Raw genomic sequence first — 26,740 nt, 5'->3', positions numbered from 1 at the left:
TCAGAGGAGGGAAATCATCCTATTAAGGTTCACCAACAAACCTCCGTGCTCTCCGTGTCCTCTGTGGTTCAAAAAAAGAACCGCCAGAAACCTATCCCTTCCCTTCACGAATCACCAACAACCGCAGCTCGGTCATGTCTTCAATCGCGTAGCGAATCCCTTCGCGCCCGAGGCCGCTGTCTTTGACGCCGCCGTAGGGCATGTTGTCGACGCGCCAACTGGGGACGTCGCCGATCACGACGCCGCCGACTTCCAGCTCGTCCCACGCGCGGAGCATCTTATAGAGGTCGCGGGTGAACACGCCCGCCTGGAGACCGAACACACTGTCGTTCACTTCCGCGAGTGCCGCGTCAAAGTCTGAGAACTTCGCCAGCACTGCCACGGGGCCAAAAGCTTCCTCGGTGCAGATCGGCTGGTCGTCGGGGACGTTCTCTAGGAGCGTCGCTTCGACCATTGCTCCTTCGCGACCGCCGCCGCAGAGGACTTTGCCGCCCGCTTCGACGGCCGAATCGATCCAGTTCTTCAGTCGCTCGCCGTCGCCTGCGGAGATGACCGGGCCGATGAACGTGTCCTCGTCCTTGGGGTTGCCCATTTTGAGTTGCTTCGTGCGCTCGACGAGCATGTCGCGGAACTGGTCGTAGACCTTTTCATGAATGAGAATCCGCTGGACGCCGATGCAGCTTTGGCCCGATTGGTAGAACGCGCCGACGATCATCCGTTCGGCGGCGTCTTCGAGGTCCGCATCCTCGTCGACGATGCAAGCCGCGTTGCCGCCCAGTTCCAGGATGACCGGCTTCTTGCCCGCCTTGGCTTTCAGTTCCCAGCCGACCTCGGGCGAGCCGGTGAAGCTGAGGAGTTTCAGCCGCTCGTCAGTGGTGAACAAATCGGCCGCGTCACGCGAGCAGGGGAGGATCGAAAAAGCCCCCTCGGGCAAGTCTGTTTCTGCCATGACTTCACCAATCATCAACGCACCAATCGGCGTGCGGCTAGCAGGCTTCAACACAAACGGGCACCCGGCGGCAATCGCAGGGGCGATTTTGTGAGCGGCCAGATTCAGTGGGAAGTTGAATGGCGAAATGAACGAGCAAGGCCCAATCGGCACCCGCTTGTCCATCCCACGGTACCCTTTCGCCCGGGCGGAGATCTCCAGATTCAACACTTCGCCACCGATGCGGACCGCTTCCTCGGCGGCAATACGGAACGTATCGATCAGCCTGGAGACTTCGCCTCGGGAGTCCTTGATCGGTTTACCCGCTTCGACGCAAAGCGCATCGGCGAACTCGTCGAAGCGTTTCTCGAACTGGTCGACGCAGTGATAAAGGATTTCTTGCCGCTTGTACGGCGGCAGCTCTCGCATCGGTCGGGTGGCTTCGACCGTGGCGGCGATTGCTTTATCGATCGTGTCTCGGTCGGCGACGGCAACCTTGGTGGCCACCTCGCCGGTGTACTTGTCGGTGACTTCGAGGTCCGCGTTGGGTTGTTGGGGCTTGTTGGCTAGGTAGTAGGGATATTGAGAGTTCATTGCTTTCTCATTTCGGATTCGGGTAGGTCTCGCGCAGAGACGCGGAGACAGCAGAGTTGAGGGCGTAAGCTAATTAGAATAATCGAAGCAATTCACAGGACAGTGGCTTGAGTTATTTCATGCTGTTTCAAGTCGAATCCTCTGCGTCTCCGTGTCTCTGCGCGAGACTTAACACGTTCGGCTAGAGAGCAGCACTCCGTCGTGGAATCTCTTCATTCAGGATCTTCACATTCTCCGAGTAATCCACCGGCACATCGACGACGTGAACACCGCCTGCGGCGTAGGCTTTCTCGACAGTGGGGATGAACGCGTCGGCGGACTCGATCAAGTGGCCGTGAGCTCCGTAGCTTTCGGCGTACTTCACGAAGTCAGGGTTGTCGAAGTCGAGGCCGTAGTCGCTGAAGCCTTCGTGATCTTGCTTCCACTTGATCATGCCATAGGCGTTGTCGCGGAGGATGACGACGACCAAGTCGAGCTTTAACCGCACAGCCGTTTCGATTTCCGCGGAGTTCATCATGAAGCCTCCGTCGCCGCAGATGGCCATCACTTTGCGATCCGGATGAACCATGCGGGCGGCCATGGCTGAGGGGAGTCCGGCACCCATCGTGGCCAGAGCGTTATCTAGAAGTACGGTGTTGGAGAAATACCCAGGGTAGTTCCTTGCAAACCACAGTTTGTAGACGCCGTTGTCCAAGGCGATAACGTCGCGGTCGGTCATCACCTTGCGAACGTCGGCGACGAGTCGTTGCGGGTAAATGGGGAAGCGTGGATCGTCGGCTCCCTCGGCCAATTGCTCTTGGAGAGCCGCTTGGACTTTCTCGAAGAAGGTGAAATCCCAGCAGCAGTCGGCTTTCATTTCGCTGAGTTTTTCGCCAATCTGCCATACGCTGTTCGCAATGTCGCCGATGACTTCCACCTGGGGGAAGTAAACCGGGTCGACCTGGGCGGAGGTGAAATTGATATGCAGAACCGTCCGTCCGCCCGGACGCATGAAGAACGGTGGCTTTTCGACCACGTCATGCCCCACGTTGATAATCGCGTCAGCCGCATCGATCGCACGGTGGACGTAATCGTTGTCTGAGAGGGCAGCGTTGCCGAGCCAACGCGGGTTGTTCTCGCCAAGGACACCTTTGCCCATTTGAGTAGTAACGAAAGGAATATTCGTGTCCTCCACAAACTTGCGGAGCATCCGGCAAGTGAGCTTACGATTCGCCCCCGCACCGACCAACAACAACGGATGCTTGGCCGCAGCGATCACTTCGGCCGCTTTGCGGATTGCTTTATCATCGGCAACGGGTCGACGGGTGAAGCTTGGCTCCAGGACGGGGGCGTCGGTCATTTCTTTGGCGATGTCCTCCGGCAATTCAAGATGCGTCGCTCCGGGTCGCTCCTCTTGTGCTAGCCGAAACGCTTCGCGGACGCGAGCCGGGATCATATCCGCGCTTTCGACTTGCTTGGCGAACTTCGTGAGTGGTTGCATCGTGTCGACGATGTCGACGATCTGAAACTGCCCTTGCTTGCTGGTCTTGATCGGTTTTTGGCCAGTGATCATTACCATCGGCATCGCGCCGAGGTTCGCGTAGGCGGCCGCGGTTACGAAGTTGGTCGCCCCCGGGCCAAGCGTCGAAAGGCAAACTCCCGCCTTGCCCGTCAGTCGTCCGTAGGTAGCCGCCATGAAGCCAGCGGCTTGCTCGTGGCGAGTGAGGACAAGTTTGATCGAGCTCTTCGAGAGCGACTCAAGCATGTCGAGATTCTCTTCGCCAGGGATGCCGAAGAGATACTCCACGCCTTCGTTTTCGAGGGCTTGGATGAAAAGATCAGAGGCTTTAGTCATAGGAGTGGACAGGGTGCAGTCGGCAGGGGGCAGTGACTTAGGAGCTTCATTTTACACCTTTGGCCAAGGCAAACGTACCGGTGCAAGTTTGAATCTCAAAGAACGAACGACTCGGCTAGCCCGCGAGCACAACGACTTTGGAGTTGGCTCGCGCGGGATACTCATGGGGCCACCCATCACGTGAACAGCAACATCTGCTCGGCTGGTTCTGGGGAACGCTCCCAATCAGTCGGTGGTAGGGTGCGTTCTCTTGTCTCGAGTGCCAATTCAAGGCGGGGTGTGATAGGGCAGGGCCAGCCGTCTAATCTTTGGGCGATCAAGTGGGGTGGGGCGGCAAACGCTTCGGCGAGTTGGTTGCACAGGTATTGTTTCATGATTCCGGGAGAAAGCCAGCCGTGGCGGTCGACGTAGTCCGTGTAGGCCGTTTCGGCGGCGGCTTGAAGCGGAGCCGCGGGCAACAACATGGCAAGCGCAAACGCCTTCGCGTCTCGATCTTGAAGATTCTCACTTCTCAGTGCAAGTGGCGCGTAGGCGCGTGCTAGGAGCAATCGATACGAAGCGATCGGGTGACTGTCGGCAATCGTCCGATCAATCCAGATCGTTGATGAAGAGGATGGATCCTCCTGATCAGGCTCCTCGCAAGTGACGCAGGCTTGAACGCTGTACCGTGGCACTAACCCAGCGACGATTTCCAGTCGTACTCCGTTTCTTTCCAAAGCGGCTTCAACATCTACAGGAGTTGAGAGGCGCGCTGTCAGTCGCCGCGCTTGCCACTCGACCGCCAAGTCTGTCAGGGGCTGTGTTTCTTGGAAGCCGTCTTGCTCGCCAAGAGTGGGCGGTTGGACGCCGAGCGTTTCGGTCAGTTCTGTTTGTGCCTCGTCATCGAACTCACCGCCCGCGGCAGAAGCGGCTGGCGAGAGCACCCAAGAGTGCAGTCGAGAGATTGGGTCCAAAGACCAATCATCGTCCGGGCGAAACTCGTCGGAAATGGAGTCCGCTTCTTCAAGGACTCTTTCCTCGACGCCAAGCACATTGGCGACTTGCAAAAGAATCTCCTCATCCCGCCACGGCCCCCGTCGCCCTGATTCAACGGCCGACACGACCGAAGCCCGCTGGTCGACCAGTTGAGCAAACGTACGGAGCCCCAGCCCGGCATCAATGCGAAGCTGTCGGAGACGTTGGCCGAAGGCGTGCATGAACCCTATTCTAGCGCGTTCTGTCCCCAGCGGAAGCAGGTTCGATTCGCGTTTCGACTTCCGCCGGTTGAAGCATAGCCGTAGGCCGTGATACCTTGGAGCGATTTTACTCGCGTTTTCGCATCCCCGAACCTGCTAGGCGAGACATCGCTCGCCCCTAACCCCTCGCCCCACCTACTATGCCCCGCCGAGACGATATAAAGCGAATTCTCCTCATTGGTTCTGGCCCCATCGTGATTGGCCAAGCTTGCGAGTTTGACTACTCGGGAACGCAGGCCTGTAAAGCGCTGCGCGAGGAAGGGTACGAGACGGTTCTCGTCAACTCCAATCCGGCGACGATCATGACCGATCCGGCGACCGCCGATCGGACCTACATCGAGCCGCTGACTTGGCAGATGATCGAGAAGGTGATCGCCAAGGAGAAGCCCGACGCGCTGCTGCCGACGCTCGGTGGGCAGACGGGGCTCAACGTGGCGATGGCGCTGGTTGAGCATGGCGTACTCGAAAAGTACGGCGTCGAGCTGATCGGTGCCGATGCGGACGTGATCGACAAGGCGGAGAATCGCGAACGCTTCAAGGCGGCGATGGAGAAGCTCGGCCTCGGGGTCTGCCGGGGTAAGACGGTCCAAACGATTGAAGCTGCGCGCGAGTGGGTCGAACAGATTAGCCTGCCGGCGATTATCCGTCCTAGTTTTACGATGGGCGGCGCTGGCGGTGGTATTGCTTACAACCGGGCCGAATTCGACGAGAAGGTTCTCCGCGGGCTCGATCAATCGCCGACCACCGAGGTGCTGATCGAAGAGTCGATCATCGGTTGGAAAGAATACGAAATGGAAGTGATGCGCGACGCGGATGACAACGTCGTCATTATCTGTGCCATCGAAAACTTTGATCCGATGGGCGTGCACACGGGCGATTCGATCACTGTGGCCCCCGCGCAGACGCTCACCGACAAGGAGTACCAGCGAATGCGCGACGCAAGCCTCGCCGTCATTCGCGAAATTGGCGTCGAAACGGGCGGTTCGAACATTCAGTTCGCCATCAACCCCGACGACGGGCGGATGGTTGTCATCGAGATGAATCCTCGGGTAAGCCGTTCCAGCGCGCTCGCCTCAAAGGCAACCGGATTTCCCATTGCCAAGATCGCTGCGAAGCTGGCCGTAGGCTATCGGCTGTACGAGTTACCGAACGATATTACTCGCGAAACACAGGCCTGTTTCGAGCCAAGTATCGACTATGTGGTGACCAAGTGCCCAAGATTCGCCTTCGAGAAATTCCCAGAAGCGGACGACACGCTGATGACGCAGATGAAAAGCGTCGGCGAGACAATGGCCATTGGCAGTACCTTCAAGGAATCGTTCCAGAAGGCACTCCGCGGATTGGAAGTCGGTGCAGCAGGCTTTGGCTGCGACGGGAAAGACCTCTGGGGGACAGACGAGCAACCGACCCGCGAGGACATTCTCGCGAAGATTTCCCGGCCCTGCCCGGAACGCATCTGGTTCATTCGCTACGCATTCAAAGATGGCATGACGGTTGATGAGGTATTCGAACACACAAAGATCGACCGCTGGTTCCTCGACAACTTGATGGAAATCATTGAGACAGAGAACCGCCTACGCGAGATCGCCAAAGAGAATCCGGATAGTGGCGGCTGGAAGGAACTCGATCGTGAAGTCTTGCGCACCGCCAAGCGCTTTGGCTTTTCAGATCGGCAGCTTGCGAACATCTTTGGTGTTGAAGAGTTAGAGGTCCGCGGGCGACGGCTCGATCAGAACATCTGTGCGGTCTACAAGTCAGTCGATACTTGTGCTGCGGAGTTTGAGGCCTACACGCCGTACTTCTATTCGACGTATGAAACGGAAGATGAAGTCGCCGGGAGGCAGACCCGCTACGAGTCGCGCCTTGAAAGTTATGAGAAGGAACCGGTTGAAGGTGCCGCGAAGCCGCAGAATAAAACCATTATGATTCTTGGCGGCGGACCGAATCGAATCGGGCAGGGCATCGAATTCGATTACTGCTGCTGCCATGCCAGCTATGCCTTGCGTGAGCTGGGCATCGAGAGCGTGATGGTCAACTCCAATCCGGAGACGGTCAGCACGGACTACGACACGTCGGACATTCTGTTCTTCGAACCGCTTACCGTCGAAGATGTACTCAACATCTGCGACCGTGTCGAACCGGACGGAGTGATCGTCCAGTTTGGGGGGCAGACACCGTTGAATCTGGCACGTGATCTGGCCGATGCAGGCGTTCCGATTATCGGCACGAGCGTCGATTCCATCGAAGCGGCTGAAGACCGAGAGAAGTTCCAGGCGATGCTGAAGCGTTTAGATCTCAAACAGCCGCCAGGGGGAATCGCGCGGAATCTGAGCGAGGCGAAGGAGATCGCCGGTCAGATCGGCTATCCGCTTCTCGTCCGACCCAGCTTTGTTCTTGGAGGCCGGGCGATGGAGATCTGCTACGACAACGCGCAGCTCGAAAAGTTCGCTGCGGAGGCTTTCATTGCCGCCGAAGGCCAGCCGGTCTTGCTCGATAGCTTTCTAGAAGGCGCGACCGAGGTCGATGTCGACGCGATCAGCGATGGCACGACAGTCGTTGTTCCCGGAATCATGGAACACATTGAAGAGGCGGGCGTCCACTCGGGTGACTCCGCCTGCGCGATTCCGCCATACAGTTTGCCAGGGCCCGCTGTGCAGGAGATTCGCGAGGCGGCTGAAAAGCTCGCCCGCGATTTGGAAGTTGTTGGACTGATGAACGTGCAGTTTGCCGTCCGCGAAGAAGAGGGCAAGCACCAGATTTACATTATCGAAGTGAACCCACGCGCCAGCCGTACCGTGCCGTTTGTCGCCAAAGCCACGGGGCTGCCAGCGGCCAGCGTTGCCGCGAAGGTGATGGCGGGCGTTTCTCTCGTCGATCAGGGAGTTACCGAAGACCCCGTTCCCGCACACGTATCGGTGAAGGAAGCGGTCTTCCCGTTTATCAAGTTCGCTGGCGTGGACATCGTGCTTGGCCCGGAGATGCGTTCCACGGGCGAAGTCATGGGCACGAGTCCCCGGTTCAGCATCGCATTCGCTAAAAGCCAGCTTGCTGCGGGGACGGTATTGCCCACCGAGGGGAACATTTTCTTAAGTGTTTCTGACAGTGGTAAGGACGCGGTCGTCGATCTCGGCTCTCGCTTGCACAAACTCGGTTACACACTTTTGACAACCGAAGGGACCGGTAAGCTTCTCGACGAAGAGGGTGTTGCATCAACGCGCGTGAAGAAAATCCGCGAGGGGCATCCCAACTTGTTGGACTTCCTAACCGACGGCAAAGTGGCCCTCGTGATGAACAAGCCGGGCGGCAAAGGCGCCCGTACCGATGAGGGACGCATCCGCGCTGCCGCGGTGCAAGCGAACGTGCCTTGCCTGACGACTATCGAAGCGGCCACGGCTGCCGTGAGTGCGCTAGAAGCCTTGCGAGAAGAAGAGATGGAAGTCGAGGCGCTGCAGGATCGGTTTAGCTGACCCTTACACAACTCAGTGCGACGGCAGAAAAATGCTACGGCGGCCACCGGCTGCGCGGTATACTTAAGGGTATGAGTACCGCTAGCACTCCTTACAAATCGACTCTTCCAGGGTTTTCGCCTCCCTCGGCTCTCGGTCCGCACCGTGCGGCTGACTATTGGGAACTGCCTGAAGGTGAGCCAGTTGAACTGATTTATGGAAGGTTAATTGTGAGCCCTGCACCGAATCCTCTGCACCAATCGGTTTCAGCCCTTCTCACGCGTTTTCTTCTTAACGCAAGCGACAAAGGTGGGGGTCGAATGCTGGCTGCTCCCACAGACGTAGCCTTTGCGGATCATTCAATTGTCCAGCCAGACTTGCTTTATATCGCCAAGGAGCGCCGCCAGATCGTAAAAACTCATGTCGAAGGTGCTCCTGATCTCGTTATCGAAATCCTTTCCCCATCGAACAAGCGCCGCGATCGTCTCGAAAAAATGCAACTCTACGCGGAGTCAGGCGTTGCCGAGTACTGGATCGTTGATCCCGAAGAGCGGCATTTTGAGTTCTACCTCAACCGCGACGGCAGGTACGAAGTTCAGCCGCAGCGGGACGACCATTACACCTCGCCACGATTGCCAGAGCTGGCGATCAATCTGGCCGACTTTTGGCACGAGGTTGCACGGCAGGTTGGTTGAGGTCGTCTGAGCCATGGAAACCGACGAGCCAGAACTGCCTAAGAGGGATGTGGCAGCGCTGCCACCGTTGCGGATTCACCACTTTTTTTGTGGACGATTGCCGTTGCAGCAGTGATCAGTGGGTACAAGTTGGTACGCATGCCAGAGATGGATATTCCAATATCCCCGACCGCGGGCGAGGGAATTTCCATCTTCTACTACGTGCCACAAGCAATCGTACTGGCAACATTGTTCCTTGGGCTCTACTGGAGAATTGTCGGATTACCATTCTTCTGCGAGCCTGGTCATTGGCTGTTGCTGACCTTATCGATTGAAGCCTCTCATGGATTCTACACTCTATTCGCCATGTCGCTGCGTTTTGACGCGCTATTTGATCATGCTAATCTCCTGCTATCGATTTTACCGGCTTGGTTTGCTTACCTCGTCGTGGCTGGTATTTACTTCTATCTTTGGTGCTGGCAGCATGTCGCACAGCACTGGCAAAACTTTTTCATGGTCGCTTTCTCGATTGAGATTGCCCAAATGCTGCTTAATGTTCTTTCCGTACAATTACAGAACTATTTCATCACTTTTGGGCAAAAGGCAACGTTTGTATTCTTTGGGTCGATGCAGGTGATCATGCCGCTGATTGCAATCGCATTCATGATTGTTGCCATGAGAAAAGATGTCTCATTGGAATCGTCTAGGCATTGGTCCCACTGGTGCGGTGCGATCATGTGGCTAACACTGGCGATAGTGAATCTTCTGTCTTGGTGCTATTATTTCTGGTGGATTGTTAATGAAGTGTTGCCGGGTTTGCCTTAGCCAAGTCGCTCAGAAAAGTACAACGCGAACATAGCGCGAAGTTTCTCTGCGACCTCCGCGCCTCTGCGCGAGACTTCTACACATTCTTTTGTAGAAGTTCTCCGCTTCTACTAACTGCTAGCACTTCTCAGAAACCACCCCATATTTTCCGTCTTGCAAGTCACAAAGTACAACCATCGGTAGTGTCTCACTGCGCGCATTCGACACCTGTTCAGCGACCAAGACCTTGTGCTTTTAACTGTTGCCCAAAACTTTTTTCTTGCTCCACGCAAATCGCTGTTGACCCACTTGGCGACTCGATTTATTCTCCGACCCACACGAGCGAATGACTCGCTCACGCAGTTGTCACGAAGGCAAGGGACGCCGAATCAAGCGACGCGAAACTTTTCAAAAAACCAATTTTGAAAAATGATCAAATCGCTCTCGCCACACTCCTCGCCTTTCGCTACTCTGCGACCCACACAAACGAAACAACTTTCTTCAAGTTTGTCCAACAACACACATTCGAGACCACGTGGAAGGATTGATTGGGGATCGGAATTAATTCCCAACAATCATCGAGCGGCACGCGTGAGCACGGAAGCAAGCGCCCCGCTTGGAAACACTCCCCTCGACTGAAGAGCCCGACACAACTTTTCAGTCCGCCTTTGTGACGCAGGCGTAAAACGCATCCAATCGCTCCCGGAAAGGTAGCTACGTTCTTTGCCCCCCTGGAACGTAGGCTTTTCTGGGAGCATTTTTTTTGCGCTTCGCTTGAGCTGTCAGCTTTCAGCCGTCAGCGATCAGCTTGTTGAATCATGAGTCAGCATCCCTAGCGTTTCTTTACTAGCCCCTGGCGCAAGCCTGGGGTTTGCAGCGCTAACACGTATCGCAGTGACCTCAGGCTTGCGTTAGGGGCTAGGATTGCGAGCAATGCAAAAGCTGATAGCTGAAGGCTGAGGGCTGACAGCTATGTCTTGTGCTACGCGACGACTCTTCGTAAAGTGCACGCCCCGCATTTCTCACTGCAACCAAGGATGGTTCCGATGAGCTACGACTCAGCCGCTCGCGCGCATCAGTATGCCCCGCAGACTTCTGCTTTCTCCGATTCCCCCGTCACCGCACAAGAGACGATCGATCTCGGTCGGCAAGTGATCGCTGCTGAGGCGCGAACGCTCGTTGAAATGCTGCCAGGACTGGATGAAGCGTTTGCTACAGCCGTTGAGAAGCTTCGCACCCTTGAAGGCAATTTGATCGTCACGGGGATGGGCAAAGCGGGTCTGATTGGGCGAAAACTGACGGCAACTTTTGCTTCGACGGGCACAACTGCGCACTACCTGCATCCGGCAGAAGCCTTTCACGGGGATTTAGGACGCGTCACCAGCGGCGATGTTGTTCTCGTGCTCTCGCAAAGTGGTGAGACGGGTGAAGTTTCCCAACTACTGGCTCCTTTGCAAACGATGGGCGTCTATCTCATTGCAATGACGGCAAGCAGTACCAGCACACTCGGGCGTGCCGCGGATCTCGTGTTACCACTGGGAAGAATCGACGAAGCGTGCCCACTAGGACTTGCCCCCAGTGCGAGCACGACCGCGATGCTTGCCCTCGGCGACGCGTTGGCATTGGTAACAAGTCGCCTCCGTGGATTCGAGCCAGAAGACTTCGCCCGCTATCATCCGGGCGGCGCTCTGGGTTTTAAGCTGAGTCGGGTTGAGGATCACATGCGTACGCTCGAGGAGTGCCGCGTGGCGGACGATGTTCGTTCGATCCGCGAAGTCTTAGTAACGGCAACACGACCAGGACGTCGTAGTGGGGCAATCATGCTGACGGACTCGACGGGCACACTTACAGGTCTGTTCACGGATAGCGACTTGGCCCGACTCATCGAAAAACGAGACGAAGCGGCCCTCGACGAGCCGATCTCTACGCGAATGATCGGCTCTCCAACAACAATCCAAGTAGGCGAGCCGATGAGTGCTGCAGTGAACTTGCTGGCAGATCGCAAGATTAGTGAACTACCAGTCGTCGACGAAGAAGGCTGCCCCGTAGGAATGATTGACGTCACCGATATCGTTGGTCAATTGCCGAAAACGAGCAAAGACAAGCCAGAAGTGACCGGGCCACCGACGGTAAAAATCTTCCCCGACGGCGACCACATTTTTTGAACCACAGAGGACACCGAGAGCACGGAGGTTTGAGTCCAGCCTATCAGGCGTGTTCTTATCTATTGAGAAGATAGAGATTATTGAAGCGCCAGATAGTTTGTCTTGGAGATAGGTACTGATGAGCATACGTGTTAATCCTTGAGCGCTCCAATGTTCTGCAACCATGTCAAAGAACCTTCGTGCACTCCGTGCTCCTCTGTGGTGAATAAGTAGAATGTCCCTGAAAGACCGCTGCCAACAAATCAAGCTGATCCTCACCGATGTCGACGGCGTATTGACCGACGGGGGGGTGATTCTCGACAACCAGGGTGTCGAGTCAAAACGCTTTTCGATTCGCGACGGCCAAGGCATTCGCCTCTGGCAACAAGCAGGTGGTCAAGTAGGAATCGTCACGGGGCGCAGCTCACAAATCGTCAAGCTGCGGGCAGCGGAGCTCGACATCGATATCCTTCGTCAGGGCGTCAAAGATAAACTGCCGATGGTCGAAGGGATCGTCGCCGAGCAAGAGCTGACGCTTGAGCAAGTCGCCTACGTTGGCGACGACCTACCCGACCTGCCAGTTATCAAACGAGTTGGCCTCGGGGTAGCGGTCGCCGATGCGGCCGAAGAATGTCGCAAGGGAGCCGCCTACGTCACCAGCGTCGGTGGCGGTCGCGGCGCCCTTCGCGAACTCATCGAAGTGATTCTCAAGAATACGGACCGTTGGGAAGGCGCGATTAAGCAGTTTACGCGCTAGCGAAGCCGCTCGTCGGCTTAGCCGTTACCAACTTAAGTAAAGGAACCACAGATGAACACGGATCAACGCAGATGGATCTCGTACGCTTTGCTTGTGTTTGGACTACTTGCTTGCAACCATGTCTCCGCGCTGACTCCAGAAACCACGTACCAATTCGATGACTACTCAATCAAGAACTACGACGAATATCCCGAGTCGAAGATGGTTCGACTTGGACGGCACCGCTGGATACCCAGGTCAGACGGTAAAAAGGCTCAATTGTTTTCAGAGGGCTTCACGGTAGAAGAGTACGACATAGTCAACTCGGGGAAACGTCTGCGAATCGAGGGCACCGAAGTTGGTACTTCACTAGACATGCCTTGGCAATTTCCGTTGACGGCTAAATTCATGAAGTGGGGTTGTTTCGATCCTCAGCGATTTAGAGGTTTCACTAGGACGCTCGCTGAAAATAAGAACCAGCCCTCCGAAAAGATCTACTACTTCGGCGGGATCGCATTCACACGATAGGCAACCAAGCGCCGAGAAAGCTCGGCGGCTAAACTTTTAATCCCAACCTCTCGCCTCTAGCCCCTAACCCCTCCCCCCTCAATGCTCACCCGCCTGACCCATGCCGCCATTGCTTTCGCCATCACGGCGGTGTGCTACCAGGTCTACGCGCTGACGGTGGTGCCGCGGGTGGCGCCGGCGGGAGGTTCACGGCGACAGAGCGTTTCCTATGAGACACCTCGCACACCGCCGCATAAGTATCGCGAGTTGCTCGCCAGCTACTTGCCCGCCGGCCATTGGGCATTGCGCGAGCCGCCCAAGACGTTTCAAAATGGGCAGGTCATGGTGGTGGCCGATATTCCCAATGGCAGTCAACCCTCGCGCAACGGGCAGTTGCGGATTGATCAGTGCCTGATCATTGCGTTTCCCAAGGGCTGGCAGCTCGGGCAGGTCGCTCCGCGGGATGCGATTCTCTTGGAAGCCCCCAGCGGTGCCGTCATCAATCTCGATCAAGGAACCGATGAGAACGCAGCCGGTTCGAAATCCGTTTCGCTGGGCAAGTTTCAGCGAGGAAAGCTCCTCGGCCCGATCACCATTCGTAGCGATATGGAAGAGCCGGGTTCTCAGGATGATCTGCTCATCACCACACGCGAAATCAACATTGATGAAGACGGCATCAACACCCCCGCCGCGGTCGAACTACGGCTGGGGAAGCATTACGCTCGCGGTAAGGGTTTGAACATCTCGATGCTTCCCCCCGGCGACGATCGCCGTAAGGGGTCGCGACTTGGTCCGTTTGAGATGTTGGAGATTACCAACGAGGTTTCCGTCGATCTGGCGATTGAACAGTCGGACTGGTTGAAATCGAGTTTACCAGAGGAAGATGCCGAGCCTCGTCGACCACGAAATGGAACGCTCACCTTGGGTAGCGCCGCAGGCGAAGGTCTCGATCAACCGCTACAAACCAAGAGCCGCGCGCCGAAGAAACGCCAGCCCGTGCCCCCCGTAAGGATTCGCAGTACCGGCCCGTTCACCTTTGATTTCCTCAACTACATCGCCAGTTTCCGAGGCAAACCCGACGAAGTGGGCGGAACCGGTCGCACCGATCACGGTGGAGTCCAGATTCGCCAAGTGCATCCTGACGGCAAGCTGGATCAACTCTTGGCGAGCGAAGTGAATCTTTACTTCACTGAGTCGAGCGCTCTGTCTGTCGAGAAAAAGTCGGGTGAGGTGACCGCCGGGCAACGGTTGGGCAAACTCCAACCGGCAACCATTGAGGCCAAGGGGCATCCCGTCGTCTTGAACGCTCCGTCGCGAAATGCAACCGCACGTTGCGAACGTTTGCGTTTGTTACTCGATCAACGGGGAATCATCGTCGATGGCGGCGATGAGGTCACACTCTCCTACGGCGGGAGTGAAATCCACGCTCCGATGGTGCAGTATCATCAGCCCCCCAAAGATTCGCCTCACCAAGTGGGCGATCTGCTAGCCGCGGGGCGGGGCTGGCTCCGCGCAGTGGTTGATAAGAACCGCCCCGGCGAACCGTTAGAAGTAAGCTGGCGGCGTTCCATGCAGCTTAAGCGGATCAAAGGCAAGCCGGTTCTGGCACTTGAGGGCCGACCAAAGCTCGACATGCCGGCGATGGGGCGTCTGTGGGCCGACGAAATGAAGGTTTATCTGCTAGAGAACAATGACCTGACTCGCCCAGAGGTGGCCGCGGCGTTTGCTTCCGTGAACCGCGATGACAAGCAGATCAACATTCTGCCCGAACGCATGGTCGCCAGCGGCCACGTCGAAATCCAATCGCCGGAGATCATCGGCAAAGTCAATGAACTCTCTCTCTGGATGGACTATCGAAACGCAGCTTCGAGTAGCGCGACAACATCAAGCCAATCCGGCGGTAGCAGTCGCTCGCTGATCGACCGTGGTAATCGGCAAGGCCGCCGTTCCTATAGCGTCGTGGGTAATCGGCTTGAAATGCAAGTGGCCGTGCGAGATCGCCGCCCAGACGTCGCAAACATTCATGTCGAAGGCAATGTATTGTTTCAGGAGTATCCGCTGGGAGCGAATCAATCCCAGCAAGAATCCCCCATGCGAATTGCTGCCGGAAGCCTGGAAGTCACCGGAGCCGATACGCCGGATGCACGGATCGCCATTAAAGGTCGTCCCGTCGACCGCGGCAAGATCGTTCCCGCGGAGATCGACGTTCGCGGCACAACGATTCGCGCGGCGGAGTTGATCGTCAATCGGGGTTCCAGCCGCGCACGGATCGATTCGCCGGGCGAAGTGGTGATGCTCTCGGATCGCCCCGTGAGTCGCATAGATGTAGGCAATGGTGGCAAGCTCGCCAAGCCGCAGCGCACGCACATCACCTGGCAGCAGTCGATGCAACTCAACGGCGATCTGCTTTCCTTCCGCGGCGATGTGCGGGTGCGAAACCCCAGCGGTTGGATTCAGACAGAGCAGCTCGGCGCCCGTTTGACCAGCACGGTGAGTTTCGACGGAGCATCTGCCGATCGGAAAGCAGAGATCGCGGAGCTTTCCTGTACCGGTGGCGTCTTAGCAGAGTTCGATGATCGCGACGCCGCGGGGCTAACTTCACACCAACGGGTCGAGGTGCAATCGCTCAGTGTGAATCAGATCACCGGAGCCATCGCCGGGAGAGGGCCGGGACGAATCGAAAGCACACACTTAAGCAAAAAGTCGGGCTCACTGGGACGCTTGGCGGGCAATGTGGAAGCGGAAAGCAGCTCGGGACAGAGGCTTCGCTACTTAAGGACCGATTTCACGCGCGAGGTCCAAGGCAACTTGCATCAGAAACGGGTCAAGTTGGTTGGCAATGTCAGAACCGTCTACGGACCGGTGGACGCTTGGGAACAGAAGCTACCACTGGCCGGCGTCGATGGCCCGCGTGAGAACACCGTCTGGATCAACTGCGACGAGTTGGAGGTCGCCGAAAGCCCAACCGGTCGGCTTTTCGCCCCGCCAGGTGGTCGTCCTGTTGGAAGACAGCAGTTAGGGCCGTTGGAATTGGCCGCAATGGGGCGCGTTTCGTTTGAAGCCCAACACCCGACTCGCGGCCTGATCAACGCCCGCGCGAATCGGGCCACCTACGACCAAGCGAAGACGCTGTTCGTTCTCGAAGGCAACCCAGTGACGATCGCTCACCAGGAATTCGTTGGTGCACCAGTCAACGAAAGCACCGCCAAGAAGCTGCAGTATTGGACTAACACCGGAGAAATGAAAGGCACCGGTATCAAGGGAAGCGGTTTGCAATTGGACTTCGATAAATTCAATCGAGGGCGTTAGCGGCTCGCCGCTTAGCCGCAATCACTTCATACCACCCGTCGCCGCTCCGCGTCCAACCGCTCGGAAATAAAGTTCATCGCTGGGCCAACCATTTTCACATAGTAAGGCCACCCCGTATTCTCCGCGGCTGTTTCAAAGTCGCCTTCGTAGGGCACGCCCAGCGAATACAACTTCATCCGCAGGCGTTCCGCCGAGTCGTGCCAGTAGAAGTCGTTCGGGTCGGCACAGAACCACTGGTTCCGCGGCCAGTTGAGCGGATGGATGTGCAGCGTCGCCGTATCTTGTCGCGCGGTTTCGACTTCTTGGTACATGCGTGTGAGCGCGGGATCTCGGTCTTCAACATAAATCTGATAATCGAGAGCCGGCGCGATCGCCGCGACAATAGGAAACACGTTCGGATGCTTATACGAAATCCGCAACGCTCCTTGCCCCCCCATCTCGCAGCCGAGGAGTGCAACCTGTGGCGGCTCGACCTGCCAATTGGCGGCTAGCCACGGCATGACCTTGTCGAGAACAAATCGTTCGGCGCTCAGTTCCGGATCAAAGTCACGGTGTATCCGATCCGCCCACCAGCTTTGGCCTGTTTGGGGGCAAAGGACACGTAGCCCGTGGCGATCAAATTCTTGGAGAAAAGTTTCCTTTTCGAGCAGGCTTGTTTGCTCGCGATCGTGCAGGTAGATCACTGCCCCGGGATGTTTGCTCAGTTTTGCGGGCGTGTAAGCCTCACAAGCGTGTCCGGCGATTTCGAATTCGTTCCATGCTCCCATAGGAGCTAGATTACCGAGAACAGCCGCGACCTAACAGGTCGCCGGGGATTGAATGGCACGGCCCCGGCGACCTGTTAGGTCGCGGCTAGCTTGAATGTCCGCCGGTAACCAGTAGCGATTCCTCCGCCACAGCGATAGATTTCCTCTTATGCCAGTCCTCCACGTCATCTCGCAACTAGATCGCTATGGCGGTTCCTACCTTCTGCGTGCGGTTGCGAGACAGAATCCCGCGCAGCATAAAATCATCGCTTTCGAAGCCGATTCGCAGGTCGTCGAGGAGCTCAACAAATCCGGCGTAGAAGTCCGAGTCATTATCATCCGTGGCGGCTGGGATTTTCTCGCATTAGGACGACTCGCGAAGCACATTCGAGGACAACGTCCTAGTGCAGTCCACGTTTGGGATGTCACGGCTCTAATGAAGGCAAAGCTCACGACACGACGTGCGACGCAATTGATTTACTCCATCCAGGCGACCGACCTAGAACAGCCGTGGGCTGCGAAGTTAATTCACGCACTCCGAAATAAACTAGCAGCGGTCGTGGTTCCCGATGAACCTCATCAAACGTGGTGTGAAGAGCAGGATATTGCTCGCGAAAAGATTCATGAGGTCACTCCTGCGGTGGCAATACCGCACGAACTTGATTCCCAATCAGCGCGACAGGACCTTCTCAAAGAACTGCAACTTCCAGAAGAAACCGAATTGATTGTCGCAGCCGGACCGCTCTTGCGCGACAAAAAACTCGACGAAGCCATTTGGTGTTACGAGCTCGTGCGAGTTCTTCACCCAAAGGCACGATTGGTGATTGTGGGAGACGGCTCCGACCGCGCACGTCTCGAACGTCACGCACGCTTGGTGAGTGATGCATCGAGCATTTACTTTCTCGGCGAAAGAGAAAATGCGACGAAACTTATCGCCGCCGCGGATGTCTTTTGGCAACCGAGCCTTAGTCGCACGACGCCGATTGCCTTGCTCGAAGCGATGGCCGCCGGGCGAGCGATCGTGGCAAACGAGATACCTGCTCATCAAGCAGTGATCAGAGAAGGCGAAACTGGCCGATTAGCACCCATCATAGACAGGGCAAAGTTCACAAAGGCGACGAATGAATTTTTGGAGGACGCAGACCTGCGGCAGAAGTTAGCAGAAGCGGCCGCAAAGAACGTCGCAGAGCATCATTCCCTACAAGCTACGATTGCCTCATTGCTTCAGCTTTACAAATAATCTCCCGAGAGCCGTCAGGCGTAAGCCGTCGGGTTGCACTCTCTCACGCTTTAACCCGACAGCTAACGCTTGACGGCTCGGAAGGTAGCAAGGGAAATCCTCGACAGCTCTTACATCGCCAAGCTCAACACGGTACTCCGCACACGTGCCATGCAGTTCGACGTGGCGATCTCCGGCGGCTGCCAGCGTGTACTGACTTGGTCTTGAGAGACTCCCACAAGACGGCGGTTTCTTTCCGCGTCGCTCCATGTCGCTCGGATCCGAGCACATTCGGTAGCGATATTGGCTGGCGTGGGAAGATAACCCGGTTGATTGCCTCGCATACGAAAGCGTCCTTCCTTAGATGACGGTCCAAATCCAAGAGTTTGAAATGAAAGAACCGGGGCTGCGACGTGCGGCAAGAGTGTTCAGGCGGGTATCTTCTCGCGGCACTTGACCGCAGCCCCGGACAGGCGGCTTCAACTGATGGCTGTGAATCTAGGAAAACCGTGTGGAGATTTCGTGAAGCCAAGGAGAATTGTTCGCGAAGAGCCAAGAGCCGACAGGCGTCAGCCGTCGGGCTGCACTCTCAAAAACGCTCCCGACCCTCTCACGCTTTAACCCGACAGCTTACGCTTGACGGCTCTGGATGCTGTTACGCTCAACCTCAAATTCCCTTAGAATATTGCGTTCAGTGGTCAGGGAAGCACAAAGGAAGACACAACGATGAAGGATGTTCTTGCGGTAGTTCTAGCTGGCGGTAAAGGCTCGCGCTTGGAGCCCCTCACCCGAGATCGCGCGAAGCCCGCGGTCCCCTTCGGTGGGACTTACCGCATTGTTGATTTCACGCTCTCCAACTGCCTCAACAGCGGCATCCGCAAAATCCTTGTCCTCACGCAGTACAAGGCGATGAGCCTCTCCCGCCACGTCGCCCACGGCTGGCGGCATTTGCTCTGTCGCGAGCTAGGTGAATTCATCGATGTTGTGCCCCCGCAGCAGCGGATCGACGAGCAGTGGTACCAGGGCACCGCGGACGCCGTTTATCAAAACATCTACACGCTCGAACAGGAGAAGCCCGAGCATGTGGTGATCCTCGCCGGCGACCACATCTATAAGATGGACTACAGCAAAATGGTCGCCCATCACATCGAGCAAGAGGCCGATCTGACGATTGCTGCCTTACAGGTGACCGTGCCCGAGGCGCGTGCGTTTGGCGTGATGCAAACCGACGAGACCGGTCGCATTGTTGGGTTTGAAGAGAAGCCGGAGAACCCGAAGACGGTCCCCGGCGACGACGAGCATTGCCTCGCGTCGATGGGTATTTACGTTTTCAACGCGCCGTTCCTGTTCGAGCAGCTTTGCCAGGATGCAACACTTCCCGATAGCTCGCACGACTTTGGCAAAAATATCATCCCGTCGATCATCGACACCCAGAAAGTGGTCGCTTTCCCATTCCAGGACGAAAACAGCAAGCAGCAAGCCTACTGGCGGGACGTGGGCACGCTTGATGCGTTCTACGAAGCGAACATCGAACTCACCGGCGTTGAGCCGCTGCTCAATATGTACGACTACCATTGGCCGGTCCGCACCGACCAGCCGAACCTCCCGCCGCCGAAGTTCGTGTTCGACGAAGACGAAGGCCGTCGCGGCGAAGCGCACGACAGTATCGTCGCCGCAGGGACGATTATCTCCGGCGCGAAAGTCACCCGCAGTATCCTTGGCCCGAAATGCCGCGTGGAAGAACGCGCCGAAGTGAGCGACTCGATCCTCATGAACGGCGTCCGCATCGGCCCCGACAGCATCATCCGCCGCGCGATCATTGACAAAAACGTTGACCTCCCCGCAGGAGCAAAAGTCGGCGTCGATCTCGAAGCCGACCGCCGCCGTGGTTTCACGGTCACCGAAAGCGGGCTCGTGGTGATCCCAATGATCGCTGACGCGAGTGCGTTGTTCTCGAGATAGTAAAACCACGCTCCGCGTGGTTAGCATCACCAGTAGCGCAACAAAGCAGTATCAAGCAACAACACCAGTGCCGTTATCGAAAGGCAGCGTTAGAGAAATCGCTAACCACACGGAGCCTGGTGTTACGTAGGCAGCCGCGAGCTAACAGCTCGCCGGAGAAGCTTCAAGAACGCTTGCGTCGCGTGACGATGACGAAGCTCGAAGAAAGCAGTAGAACGAGAGCACTAGGTTCAGGCACGGCGACGCGGGTGAGCCAGTAGGGGCCAATTAACTCGGAGGGCGTGAAGGCAGTAGTGGCGCTAATTCCCCCAACTCCTGGCGCTGAAAACTTCTGCTGAGTTGATAAATATACGATGGAGGCATTGTCAAGAGTCAATTCCTGTCCAGAAAGGTCCGCATTTCGAGCTAAACCGTAACTAATCCGTAACCCGTTTTTGGGTCGTGATTCAACTATAGTATTACCTGCGGTATCTTGAGCGAAATACAATTCCTTGGGATAGGGAAGCCATACGAGATCGTCGAAATCAATTATGATTCCTCCAATTAAATCTGGAACTCGTCCGGGGTCTCGTCCCTGGAATCCAGTGGGCGGATAATTGCCATCGCCATCGATGTCATCTCCGAACCAATGATCATGAAGACGGTAGTCAAACCCTCCTGTTTCAGTGAGATGCAGTTTCTCACGAAAGTGACTTAACACATCACCATGCGAGTCCTCTAGCTTGTCCATCCAACGATTAGCAGGCTCGTAGGACGCCTTTACTCCAGGATCCTCGTCGACCCAATTTACACCTGCGGAGTTTGCAATTAGGGAGACATCTGCAAGCGTGGCGACCGTGAACCCTTCCAAAGGCGCACCTGGAGCCAATGCCGCCGCGAGTCCAGTCAAGTCGACTCTCTCCGTCACCGCCAAATCCAACCACTCCCTTCGATTCACCGTATCGTAAATCAGCAACCCATCGCCGGGCACGAGAAAATCACGCTCGACGAGCGCAGCGTGCGTTGGAGCGGAGAAGATTGCGAGCGTGATGACAGCCAACAGCAGAGTGCGAAACGGCATTTCGATTCCTCAAGAAACCTAGGGCGTTGTTTCGCCACATGGTCGTTTCTGTTAGAAACTTAGGCAAGAGCAGTCGTTTGCTAGCATCGTAAAACCACGCTCCGCGTGGTTACACATTGCTTTGTTGCCTCGTACTGACAACGACAATGAGTTCGTTCACGGTTTCTAGCTTGGAACTCTCCTCTGGGACGAACCACGCGGAGCGTGGTTTTACTGTATCTGCGACTATTCAAGTACCTTGACTAACCAACCCACAACCCGCCACCGCATCCTCGCGATGCTTTCACTCATCCTCGCGGGTGAGGCGGTTTATATTCCGCCGTTTCATTTGAATCGCTACTTCAAGAGCAGCATGCTCGAGGCATGGGGCATTGATGAATCGCAACTGGGCAACCTGTTTGCCGTTTACGGTATCGTGGCGATGGTTTGTTATTTCCTCGGTGGACCTGTCGCGGATCGGGTTTCGCCGAGCAAGTTACTTTCGTTCTCACTGATTGCGACGGCGGCAGGCGCTGTGTACATGGGGACGTTCCCGTCGTTTGCGGGTCTTTACTGGCTTTACGCCTTCTGGGGCGCTTCGACGGTGTTGCTGTTTTGGTCGCCGCTGATTCGTGCCACGCGTGAATGGGGTGGCAGCAAGACACAGGGGCGAGCCTTCGGCGTTCTCGATGCGGGGCGTGGCCTAGCAGCCGCTCTGGTGGCCAGCGTTGCCTCAGCAATCTTCAACTACTGCACGTGCGAAACCGTGAGCGACGCCCAGCAAACACTGCGGTACTTACTATGGTTCTATGCTGTCGTTGCGGTCTTGGCTGCCGGGTGCGTCATGTTGTTTATTCGTGAGCTCCCTGACGAGAAAGAAGAGCCGCAGAAAGCGGTCCCGCAGCAACCCTTACTCGAACGGATCCTTGCCGTGTTGTCGCGCGGCACCACATGGCTGCAGGCGATTGTCATCTTGGCTGCCTATAGTGTGTTCCGAGGTTTCGACTACTACGGACACTACCTTGAAGATGCTTACGGCTACTCCCAGACCGAATCTGCCTATGCGACGTCACTACTTACTTACATCCGCTTCGGCGCAGCACTATTAGCCGGCTGGGTTGCTGACAAGGTGTTTGGTGTTGGGCGAACGCTTGCCATTTGCTTCGCCCTGTTGCTGGTCGTGTACGCGGAGTTTCTCACGGTGCCGGAGGGCTTGCCCGTGGGGCTGATGCTCGCCACCTTGGCGATGAGTTGCCTGGCGATGTTCGGCCTGCGTGGTATTTATTTCGCCCCGCTAGAATCGACCGGCATGCCGCGAGAACTCACTGGCACTGCCGTCGGCGTGATTTGCTTCGTCGGCTTTTTGCCGGAAATTTTCATGCCCAAACTCTGCGGGCACTTAGTGAAGAGCGCTCGCGATGCGGGCGAGGTGATTGTCGGCTACGAACAGATTTTTTGGTTTCTAGGCGGGTTATCGTTATTAGGTGCAGTGGCATCATTGATGCTGGGGCGTGTGGAACGGTGAGAAGGTATCTCCTATGCCATTTCGTTTGACATGGCCGAAGGCCTCGATCACCGTAGCCTAGGGCAACGCCCTGTCATTGAAGCACGAATTCAAACAGCTACCGCGAAGCGGTTTCATCCCATAGCCCAGGGTTGGCCCATCGCGAGCAACAGCGAGTGTGGGCCTACCCTGGGTAAGAGTAATAAACAAGGATCGACCGAGAAAGAAGTTATGAGTACCGAAAAACGTCATCGAGGTCGAAACCGGTAAGGTTAGCCTCGGCCTGTTGCGACCTCGCCATTGTGCCGCCGGTTGTCAGGCCTTGTTGCTCGGTCGCCCGTTGGTATTTGCATACGTCCCCAGGGTAGTTCAAAGCTCGCTGGGGCTCGCCGTTGACCAACCCTGGGCTATGGGATGAAACCCCTTCGGGGTAGGGCTCATTCGTTGCCCTGGTCTACGATGAATTTGGCCTTCGGCCAATGTTGGCAACAGACCCGTTTCGTCGATTCATCAAATCTCTACCCCCGCCCACTCCTAACCGCCTCCAACCGCATCTGAATCTGCCGCACCGCGTCGGCGTTGTCGCGCTTTTTGTACCAGGTGATCGCGTCCTCGTGCATCTTCACGAAGTACTTGCTGAGCTCGCTTCCACGACGAGGTGGAATCGCCGCTAGATACCGCGGCCAGAAGCTATCGATGAACTCCGGGCCCCTTTCGATCGGCTCAGCGATTTCGCGCATTCGCTTGAGCATCTTGGGCGCGTAGCGGCCATCTTTGGCGACCGCTGCGGTCGTGGCCGCGAGTGATTTGGCGGCTTCGATCGGTTCGTCAATCTCGACGAACAGTTCCGCCTGCTTGAGCCGTGCCAGCGAAGCCAGATCGGGTCGGTCGGCAGAAACATAAACGGCAGTCAACTGGTCGTAAGCTTTGATTCGTCGTTTAGGGTCTTGTTCATAAGCGATAAAATCTTCGAACACTTCCCACGTGAAGTCTGGAACATTGGCGAACGTGCGGAACAGGACGTCGAGCTGCTTACGCATGAGCTTCTTATTCTTCTCGTCGATCGTGCCGCCGGCGCTCATGGCCGCCATTGCTCGCCAAGCTTCGGTATTGCCTGGGCAGAGGCGAGTGATCTTCATCAGGTATTGCAACTGATCGCGGGGAGAGAGTTCCAACTCGCGGGTGATCTCCTCGAAAGCCGCTATCACCATATCGGCTTGTCGTTTCGCCTCGGCGTCGAGTCCCGCGGTTTGGAGCTGGCGTTCCATCTCGCGATCGGTGATTTTCTCGCCGGTGTGCGGATCGTTCAGCTCGCCGACGTAATACTTATCGCCACGGTAGCGTCCCGAGGACTTTAAGGCGAAGGCGATACGATCTGCTGTCGGCGGTGCGGTCAACTCGACCCAACAGAGCCAGGCATGGTAGTCGTTGTAGACATTCTCGCCTCGCACATAAGCCGCCGGGATCCCCAGGCTCTTTCCTACACGGCTCGCAAAGTCCGCTTGATGGGCACACACTCCCCCGTACTGGCGGATACTCGGGAGGTCGTAGACTTGCCCGTTGAGTTTAGCAACCTCGGAGCCGCTCTTGAGCATCGTGTAGTCGTAGGGAACGTCTTGGTAACTCTTACCGAAATTGCCCGTGCGATGCGCGTAGTTGGCGACTGCCCATTGGCGTTCTTTCAACGGCGTTGGATGATTCACCGCATAGACGAGAAACTCCCAAGGCAAGAACTTCCCGCTGTTGGAGCCCACCAAGTGCTGGAAGTTCTCCAACGAGCTGACAAGATCGGCAGGCATCTCGGCCTTCGCACGGCGTTGGTGATGAGCATAGGTATAAACAGCCCCGCGCGGCTTGTCCCAAACTAGGGCGACAGCAATCGCCAAGTTCGGATGCTCCGCCACTTGTTCGGGATGCTTCGTGTAGAGTTGGTCGAAAAGCTGCAGAACTTTCGCGATATCGTCATGTTCTTGATCGATCGCGGTAAAAAATTCTTCAGCGATGTCACTGTTCTCAGCCAACCAAGCACGCGTTGACTCGCTTAAGTGTTCTTGGATCAGCTTTTCGTGGGATTGTCGGAATCGTTCAGCAAAGATGCCGCGTATTTCTTCGTAACTGCGGGCGGTGAAGAGCTTGCGTTTCTTGTAGAGCTCGATGAGTTGGTCCAGGCCATGTTGCGGCTTCACTTCTGTAGAGAATGTGCTTCCGAGACCGGAACTCTTTTCGGATCGTTTTTGCGGTTCCTCCTGATTCGCTCTTTCCTCTTTCGGCTGCTCACGGATGGTCAGGTCAAACCCGCTACCTAAGCCGCCACTCTCCTGCGCTAGTGAGCGCGCGGGAAAAAGCAAGAAGAAGGCCAGAGCGAAGTAGCTGGCAGATGAAAAGGAATCGTAAACGCGTTTTGATGAAGCTCGAAGCATAACTCTCGCTACCGACGAGGGATGGCTGGTTCAGCGAGCTTCTATTCTATTCGCTTCGACAGTTCGCGTCACGCAACGTTCACGAGATGAGTAGCCGCGACCTAACAGGTCGCCGGGGGATCGAGGATAGTCGAACTACGCGAAAAGTTCCGGTAGCCGTTAGCAGTCTAAGCAGCGGCAGCGGCTTGGAGCCTGATGCTGCTGGTCTTATGAGCCGCTCCGACTGCCAAAGAAAGATCCTCGAGCGAGACCGTAAGGATCTGCTTCCAGCGCGCCCGCTCGGCAAACAGGATCCGATGACTCAAGCCAAACACGCGGCTCATCGTCGGATAGCAGGTGGCGTTGTATCTTCCTGCGGGGATGATTTCGATCACTCGCGTGCCGGGCCGTGCAAACTGCAAGTTAGCAAGCCCCGCTCCGTGGGTGGCGACGATCACTTCCGCTTCGTTCACAAGGCGGCATTGAGTTGCCAAGTCATACTCTTCAAAGAGGTGCGTTTCAAAGCCTTGCAACGTGAGCAGCTTCTCGACGTCTTGCTCGTTTGCCAGTCGTCGCGTGGCCGCATTGCGACGGCTGATGAAGATCCGCCTTTTCGCATTGTTCTGCTGGTGGCCAACCAGTCGCTCACATAACTCTTGGGCGAGTGTGCGCTGGCATTCCGGCGAAGGTTTGGAGGGGACAAGCAGTTCGTCCGCTTGCAAGTTCAATCCACAGTGCGGCTGAATCAATTGCTCTTCGCGAATTCCCAGCGACTGTAGGACACGTCGTTGGAATTGTGATTGGCAATCGATTAAATAATAGTCGGCTTCGAAACCAGCGCGATGCAGCGTAGCCCAACGCGGTAGGATGTCGACCATCCAGTGGTAGAAGTTATGGCTGCTCACGGTGTTGAGCGTTGCCACGGTGCCGCGGATGCGCTCGACGGCTGGCAGCGCTCGCCGTTGGGACAGGTCCCCTTCACGACGGAACCGTCGCCGCCGCAGGTTGTGACGCCCATATCGCAGGCGGCTGGGGTCGAGCTGCATGTCAAGATTGAAGCCGGTCTCGCGGAGCGCTGTTCCGTCAGCAGTCATCGCCAAGCAATGCCTACCAACGGAGTGTCCGTTCTCCAATCGCGCAACCCAGGCTGGTGGTGCGATGCGTCCATTTAAGAATTGCTGTTCGATCGTGCCTGAGCTAGAGCAAGGAAACTCATAGGGGGCAAGAGCCTCGGCAGTTCCTACCGTTATCAACTCGCATCGGCTGGAATCATCGTTGGCCAGTTCATTGACAGAGATCAGTTTCTTTGGGACCGTCGAAGTTTCTTGATACAGTTTGCGAAGATCGCGCGGCAGCAGGTACTTGCCAACCTTCCAGAGAGAAGCCTGCAGATGTGGGTCGAGAGAAGATTGATGGTCCAAGAGGGTATACATGAGTGGGACAATTACTCGATTTGGCGGCTTCTGCCAAGGGAAAAGGAGAAACGCTAGCGTTTTTGCACTCGACGATCACCACTGCTAGAATAGCTTCATACCAGCGTCCGAGTTACCTCTTAACCAGAATCGACTAGAACTAACGTAAAGACCTCAATCCGCTGCTTACCGCAAAGCCGCTTGGCTTTCCGGGAGTAGTCGATTGAGGTCTTTTTTTGATTGGCAAG

The 26,740-nt window shown here is 56.4% G+C and carries 18 protein-coding genes; 10 read left to right on the top strand and 8 right to left on the bottom strand.

All coding sequences use genetic code 11. From position 1 onward, the window contains the following. Positions 1-91: 91 nt before the first annotated feature. The 3 genes from RIB44_17120 to RIB44_17110 form a co-directional block, all read right to left on the bottom strand. Complete coding sequence (locus RIB44_17120) at positions 92-1,522, bottom strand: aldehyde dehydrogenase family protein (protein ID MEQ8618295.1); 1,431 nt, start codon at positions 1,520-1,522, stop codon at positions 92-94. A gap of 181 nt (positions 1,523-1,703) precedes the next feature. Next, entirely contained in the window at positions 1,704-3,356 is a 1,653-nt protein-coding gene (locus tag RIB44_17115; GenBank protein MEQ8618294.1) for an acetolactate synthase large subunit, read from the bottom strand. Between the two features lie 176 nt (positions 3,357-3,532). Further along, entirely contained in the window at positions 3,533-4,552 is a 1,020-nt protein-coding gene (locus tag RIB44_17110; GenBank protein ID MEQ8618293.1) for a helix-turn-helix transcriptional regulator, read from the bottom strand. 179 nt (positions 4,553-4,731) lie between these two features. Here RIB44_17110 and carB point away from each other — a divergent pair, with 179 nt between their 5' ends. The 7 genes from carB (at position 4,732) to RIB44_17075 (ending at position 16,211) form a co-directional block, all read left to right on the top strand. Continuing rightward, the gene (carB, locus tag RIB44_17105) at positions 4,732-8,058 is read left to right on the top strand and encodes a carbamoyl-phosphate synthase large subunit (protein MEQ8618292.1); all 3,327 of its coding nucleotides are present in this window, start codon (positions 4,732-4,734) and stop codon (positions 8,056-8,058) included. A gap of 71 nt (positions 8,059-8,129) precedes the next feature. Then, a complete protein-coding gene (locus RIB44_17100; GenBank protein MEQ8618291.1) occupies positions 8,130-8,732 on the top strand; it encodes a Uma2 family endonuclease in 603 nt (200 codons plus the stop codon). Between the two features lie 138 nt (positions 8,733-8,870). Beyond that, on the top strand, positions 8,871-9,536 hold the full coding sequence (locus tag RIB44_17095) for a hypothetical protein (GenBank protein ID MEQ8618290.1): 666 nt from the start codon (positions 8,871-8,873) through the stop codon (positions 9,534-9,536). Between the two features lie 1,025 nt (positions 9,537-10,561). Then, complete coding sequence (locus tag RIB44_17090) at positions 10,562-11,680, top strand: KpsF/GutQ family sugar-phosphate isomerase (protein MEQ8618289.1); 1,119 nt, start codon at positions 10,562-10,564, stop codon at positions 11,678-11,680. A 214-nt stretch (positions 11,681-11,894) separates the two neighbouring features. Further along, positions 11,895-12,416: an HAD-IIIA family hydrolase gene (locus tag RIB44_17085; GenBank protein MEQ8618288.1), complete on the top strand. Its 522-nt coding sequence runs from the start codon at positions 11,895-11,897 to the stop codon at positions 12,414-12,416. Between the two features lie 51 nt (positions 12,417-12,467). Then, positions 12,468-12,923, top strand: coding sequence for a hypothetical protein (locus tag RIB44_17080; protein MEQ8618287.1), 456 nt, complete (start codon positions 12,468-12,470; stop codon positions 12,921-12,923). An 81-nt stretch (positions 12,924-13,004) separates the two neighbouring features. Beyond that, positions 13,005-16,211: a hypothetical protein gene (locus tag RIB44_17075; protein ID MEQ8618286.1), complete on the top strand. Its 3,207-nt coding sequence runs from the start codon at positions 13,005-13,007 to the stop codon at positions 16,209-16,211. A gap of 26 nt (positions 16,212-16,237) precedes the next feature. Here the strand turns inward: RIB44_17075 and RIB44_17070 are convergent, their stop codons facing one another. Further along, the gene (locus RIB44_17070; GenBank protein ID MEQ8618285.1) at positions 16,238-16,978 is read right to left on the bottom strand and encodes an alpha/beta hydrolase-fold protein; all 741 of its coding nucleotides are present in this window, start codon (positions 16,976-16,978) and stop codon (positions 16,238-16,240) included. A 148-nt stretch (positions 16,979-17,126) separates the two neighbouring features. On the opposite strand from RIB44_17070, the gene RIB44_17065 reads away from it, so the two are divergent. Continuing rightward, complete coding sequence (locus RIB44_17065) at positions 17,127-18,197, top strand: glycosyltransferase (protein MEQ8618284.1); 1,071 nt, start codon at positions 17,127-17,129, stop codon at positions 18,195-18,197. A gap of 110 nt (positions 18,198-18,307) precedes the next feature. On the opposite strand, the gene RIB44_17060 is transcribed toward RIB44_17065, so the two are convergent. Then, positions 18,308-18,520 (bottom strand): hypothetical protein, encoded by a 213-nt coding sequence (locus tag RIB44_17060; protein MEQ8618283.1) that lies wholly within the window; start codon positions 18,518-18,520, stop codon positions 18,308-18,310. 340 nt (positions 18,521-18,860) lie between these two features. Here RIB44_17060 and glgC point away from each other — a divergent pair, with 340 nt between their 5' ends. Then, positions 18,861-20,138, top strand: coding sequence for a glucose-1-phosphate adenylyltransferase (gene glgC / locus RIB44_17055; protein ID MEQ8618282.1), 1,278 nt, complete (start codon positions 18,861-18,863; stop codon positions 20,136-20,138). 163 nt (positions 20,139-20,301) lie between these two features. Here glgC and RIB44_17050 read toward each other — a convergent pair whose 3' ends face one another. Beyond that, positions 20,302-21,198, bottom strand: coding sequence for a PEP-CTERM sorting domain-containing protein (locus RIB44_17050; GenBank protein ID MEQ8618281.1), 897 nt, complete (start codon positions 21,196-21,198; stop codon positions 20,302-20,304). Between the two features lie 238 nt (positions 21,199-21,436). Here RIB44_17050 and RIB44_17045 point away from each other — a divergent pair, with 238 nt between their 5' ends. Beyond that, positions 21,437-22,702, top strand: a complete 1,266-nt coding sequence (locus RIB44_17045) for an MFS transporter (protein MEQ8618280.1) — start codon at positions 21,437-21,439, stop codon at positions 22,700-22,702. A gap of 497 nt (positions 22,703-23,199) precedes the next feature. Here the strand turns inward: RIB44_17045 and RIB44_17040 are convergent, their stop codons facing one another. Beyond that, complete coding sequence (locus RIB44_17040; protein ID MEQ8618279.1) at positions 23,200-25,101, bottom strand: hypothetical protein; 1,902 nt, start codon at positions 25,099-25,101, stop codon at positions 23,200-23,202. Positions 25,102-25,268: 167 nt separating this feature from the next. Continuing rightward, positions 25,269-26,513 carry a glycosyltransferase family 61 protein gene (locus tag RIB44_17035; protein ID MEQ8618278.1) on the bottom strand — a complete coding sequence of 415 codons (1,245 nt, stop codon included), beginning with the start codon at positions 26,511-26,513 and terminating at the stop codon, positions 25,269-25,271. Between the last annotated feature and the right edge of the window lie 227 nt (positions 26,514-26,740).

Source organism: Lacipirellulaceae bacterium, assembly GCA_040218535.1.
Lineage (GTDB): Bacteria > Planctomycetota > Planctomycetia > Pirellulales > Lacipirellulaceae > Adhaeretor.
Note: the sequence above shows the minus strand (reverse complement) of the source record. Positions and strands in the feature narration are given on the sequence as shown.

Excerpts from the sequence above, each read along its gene's own strand:
- RIB44_17070 (MEQ8618285.1), bottom strand. The coding sequence starts at position 16,978 with ATGGGAGCATGGAACGAATTCGAAATCGCCGGACACGCTTGTGAGGCT.
- RIB44_17060 (MEQ8618283.1), bottom strand. The coding sequence starts at position 18,520 with ATGCGAGGCAATCAACCGGGTTATCTTCCCACGCCAGCCAATATCGCT.
- RIB44_17115 (MEQ8618294.1), bottom strand. The coding sequence starts at position 3,356 with ATGACTAAAGCCTCTGATCTTTTCATCCAAGCCCTCGAAAACGAAGGC.
- RIB44_17110 (MEQ8618293.1), bottom strand. The coding sequence starts at position 4,552 with ATGCACGCCTTCGGCCAACGTCTCCGACAGCTTCGCATTGATGCCGGG.
- RIB44_17080 (MEQ8618287.1), top strand. The coding sequence starts at position 12,468 with ATGAACACGGATCAACGCAGATGGATCTCGTACGCTTTGCTTGTGTTT.
- RIB44_17065 (MEQ8618284.1), top strand. The coding sequence starts at position 17,127 with ATGCCAGTCCTCCACGTCATCTCGCAACTAGATCGCTATGGCGGTTCC.
- RIB44_17040 (MEQ8618279.1), bottom strand. The coding sequence starts at position 25,101 with ATGCTTCGAGCTTCATCAAAACGCGTTTACGATTCCTTTTCATCTGCC.
- RIB44_17100 (MEQ8618291.1), top strand. The coding sequence starts at position 8,130 with ATGAGTACCGCTAGCACTCCTTACAAATCGACTCTTCCAGGGTTTTCG.
- RIB44_17035 (MEQ8618278.1), bottom strand. The coding sequence starts at position 26,513 with ATGTATACCCTCTTGGACCATCAATCTTCTCTCGACCCACATCTGCAG.
- RIB44_17085 (MEQ8618288.1), top strand. The coding sequence starts at position 11,895 with ATGTCCCTGAAAGACCGCTGCCAACAAATCAAGCTGATCCTCACCGAT.
- RIB44_17075 (MEQ8618286.1), top strand. The coding sequence starts at position 13,005 with ATGCTCACCCGCCTGACCCATGCCGCCATTGCTTTCGCCATCACGGCG.
- RIB44_17050 (MEQ8618281.1), bottom strand. The coding sequence starts at position 21,198 with ATGCCGTTTCGCACTCTGCTGTTGGCTGTCATCACGCTCGCAATCTTC.
- carB (MEQ8618292.1), top strand. The coding sequence starts at position 4,732 with ATGCCCCGCCGAGACGATATAAAGCGAATTCTCCTCATTGGTTCTGGC.
- RIB44_17120 (MEQ8618295.1), bottom strand. The coding sequence starts at position 1,522 with ATGAACTCTCAATATCCCTACTACCTAGCCAACAAGCCCCAACAACCC.
- RIB44_17090 (MEQ8618289.1), top strand. The coding sequence starts at position 10,562 with ATGAGCTACGACTCAGCCGCTCGCGCGCATCAGTATGCCCCGCAGACT.
- RIB44_17095 (MEQ8618290.1), top strand. The coding sequence starts at position 8,871 with ATGCCAGAGATGGATATTCCAATATCCCCGACCGCGGGCGAGGGAATT.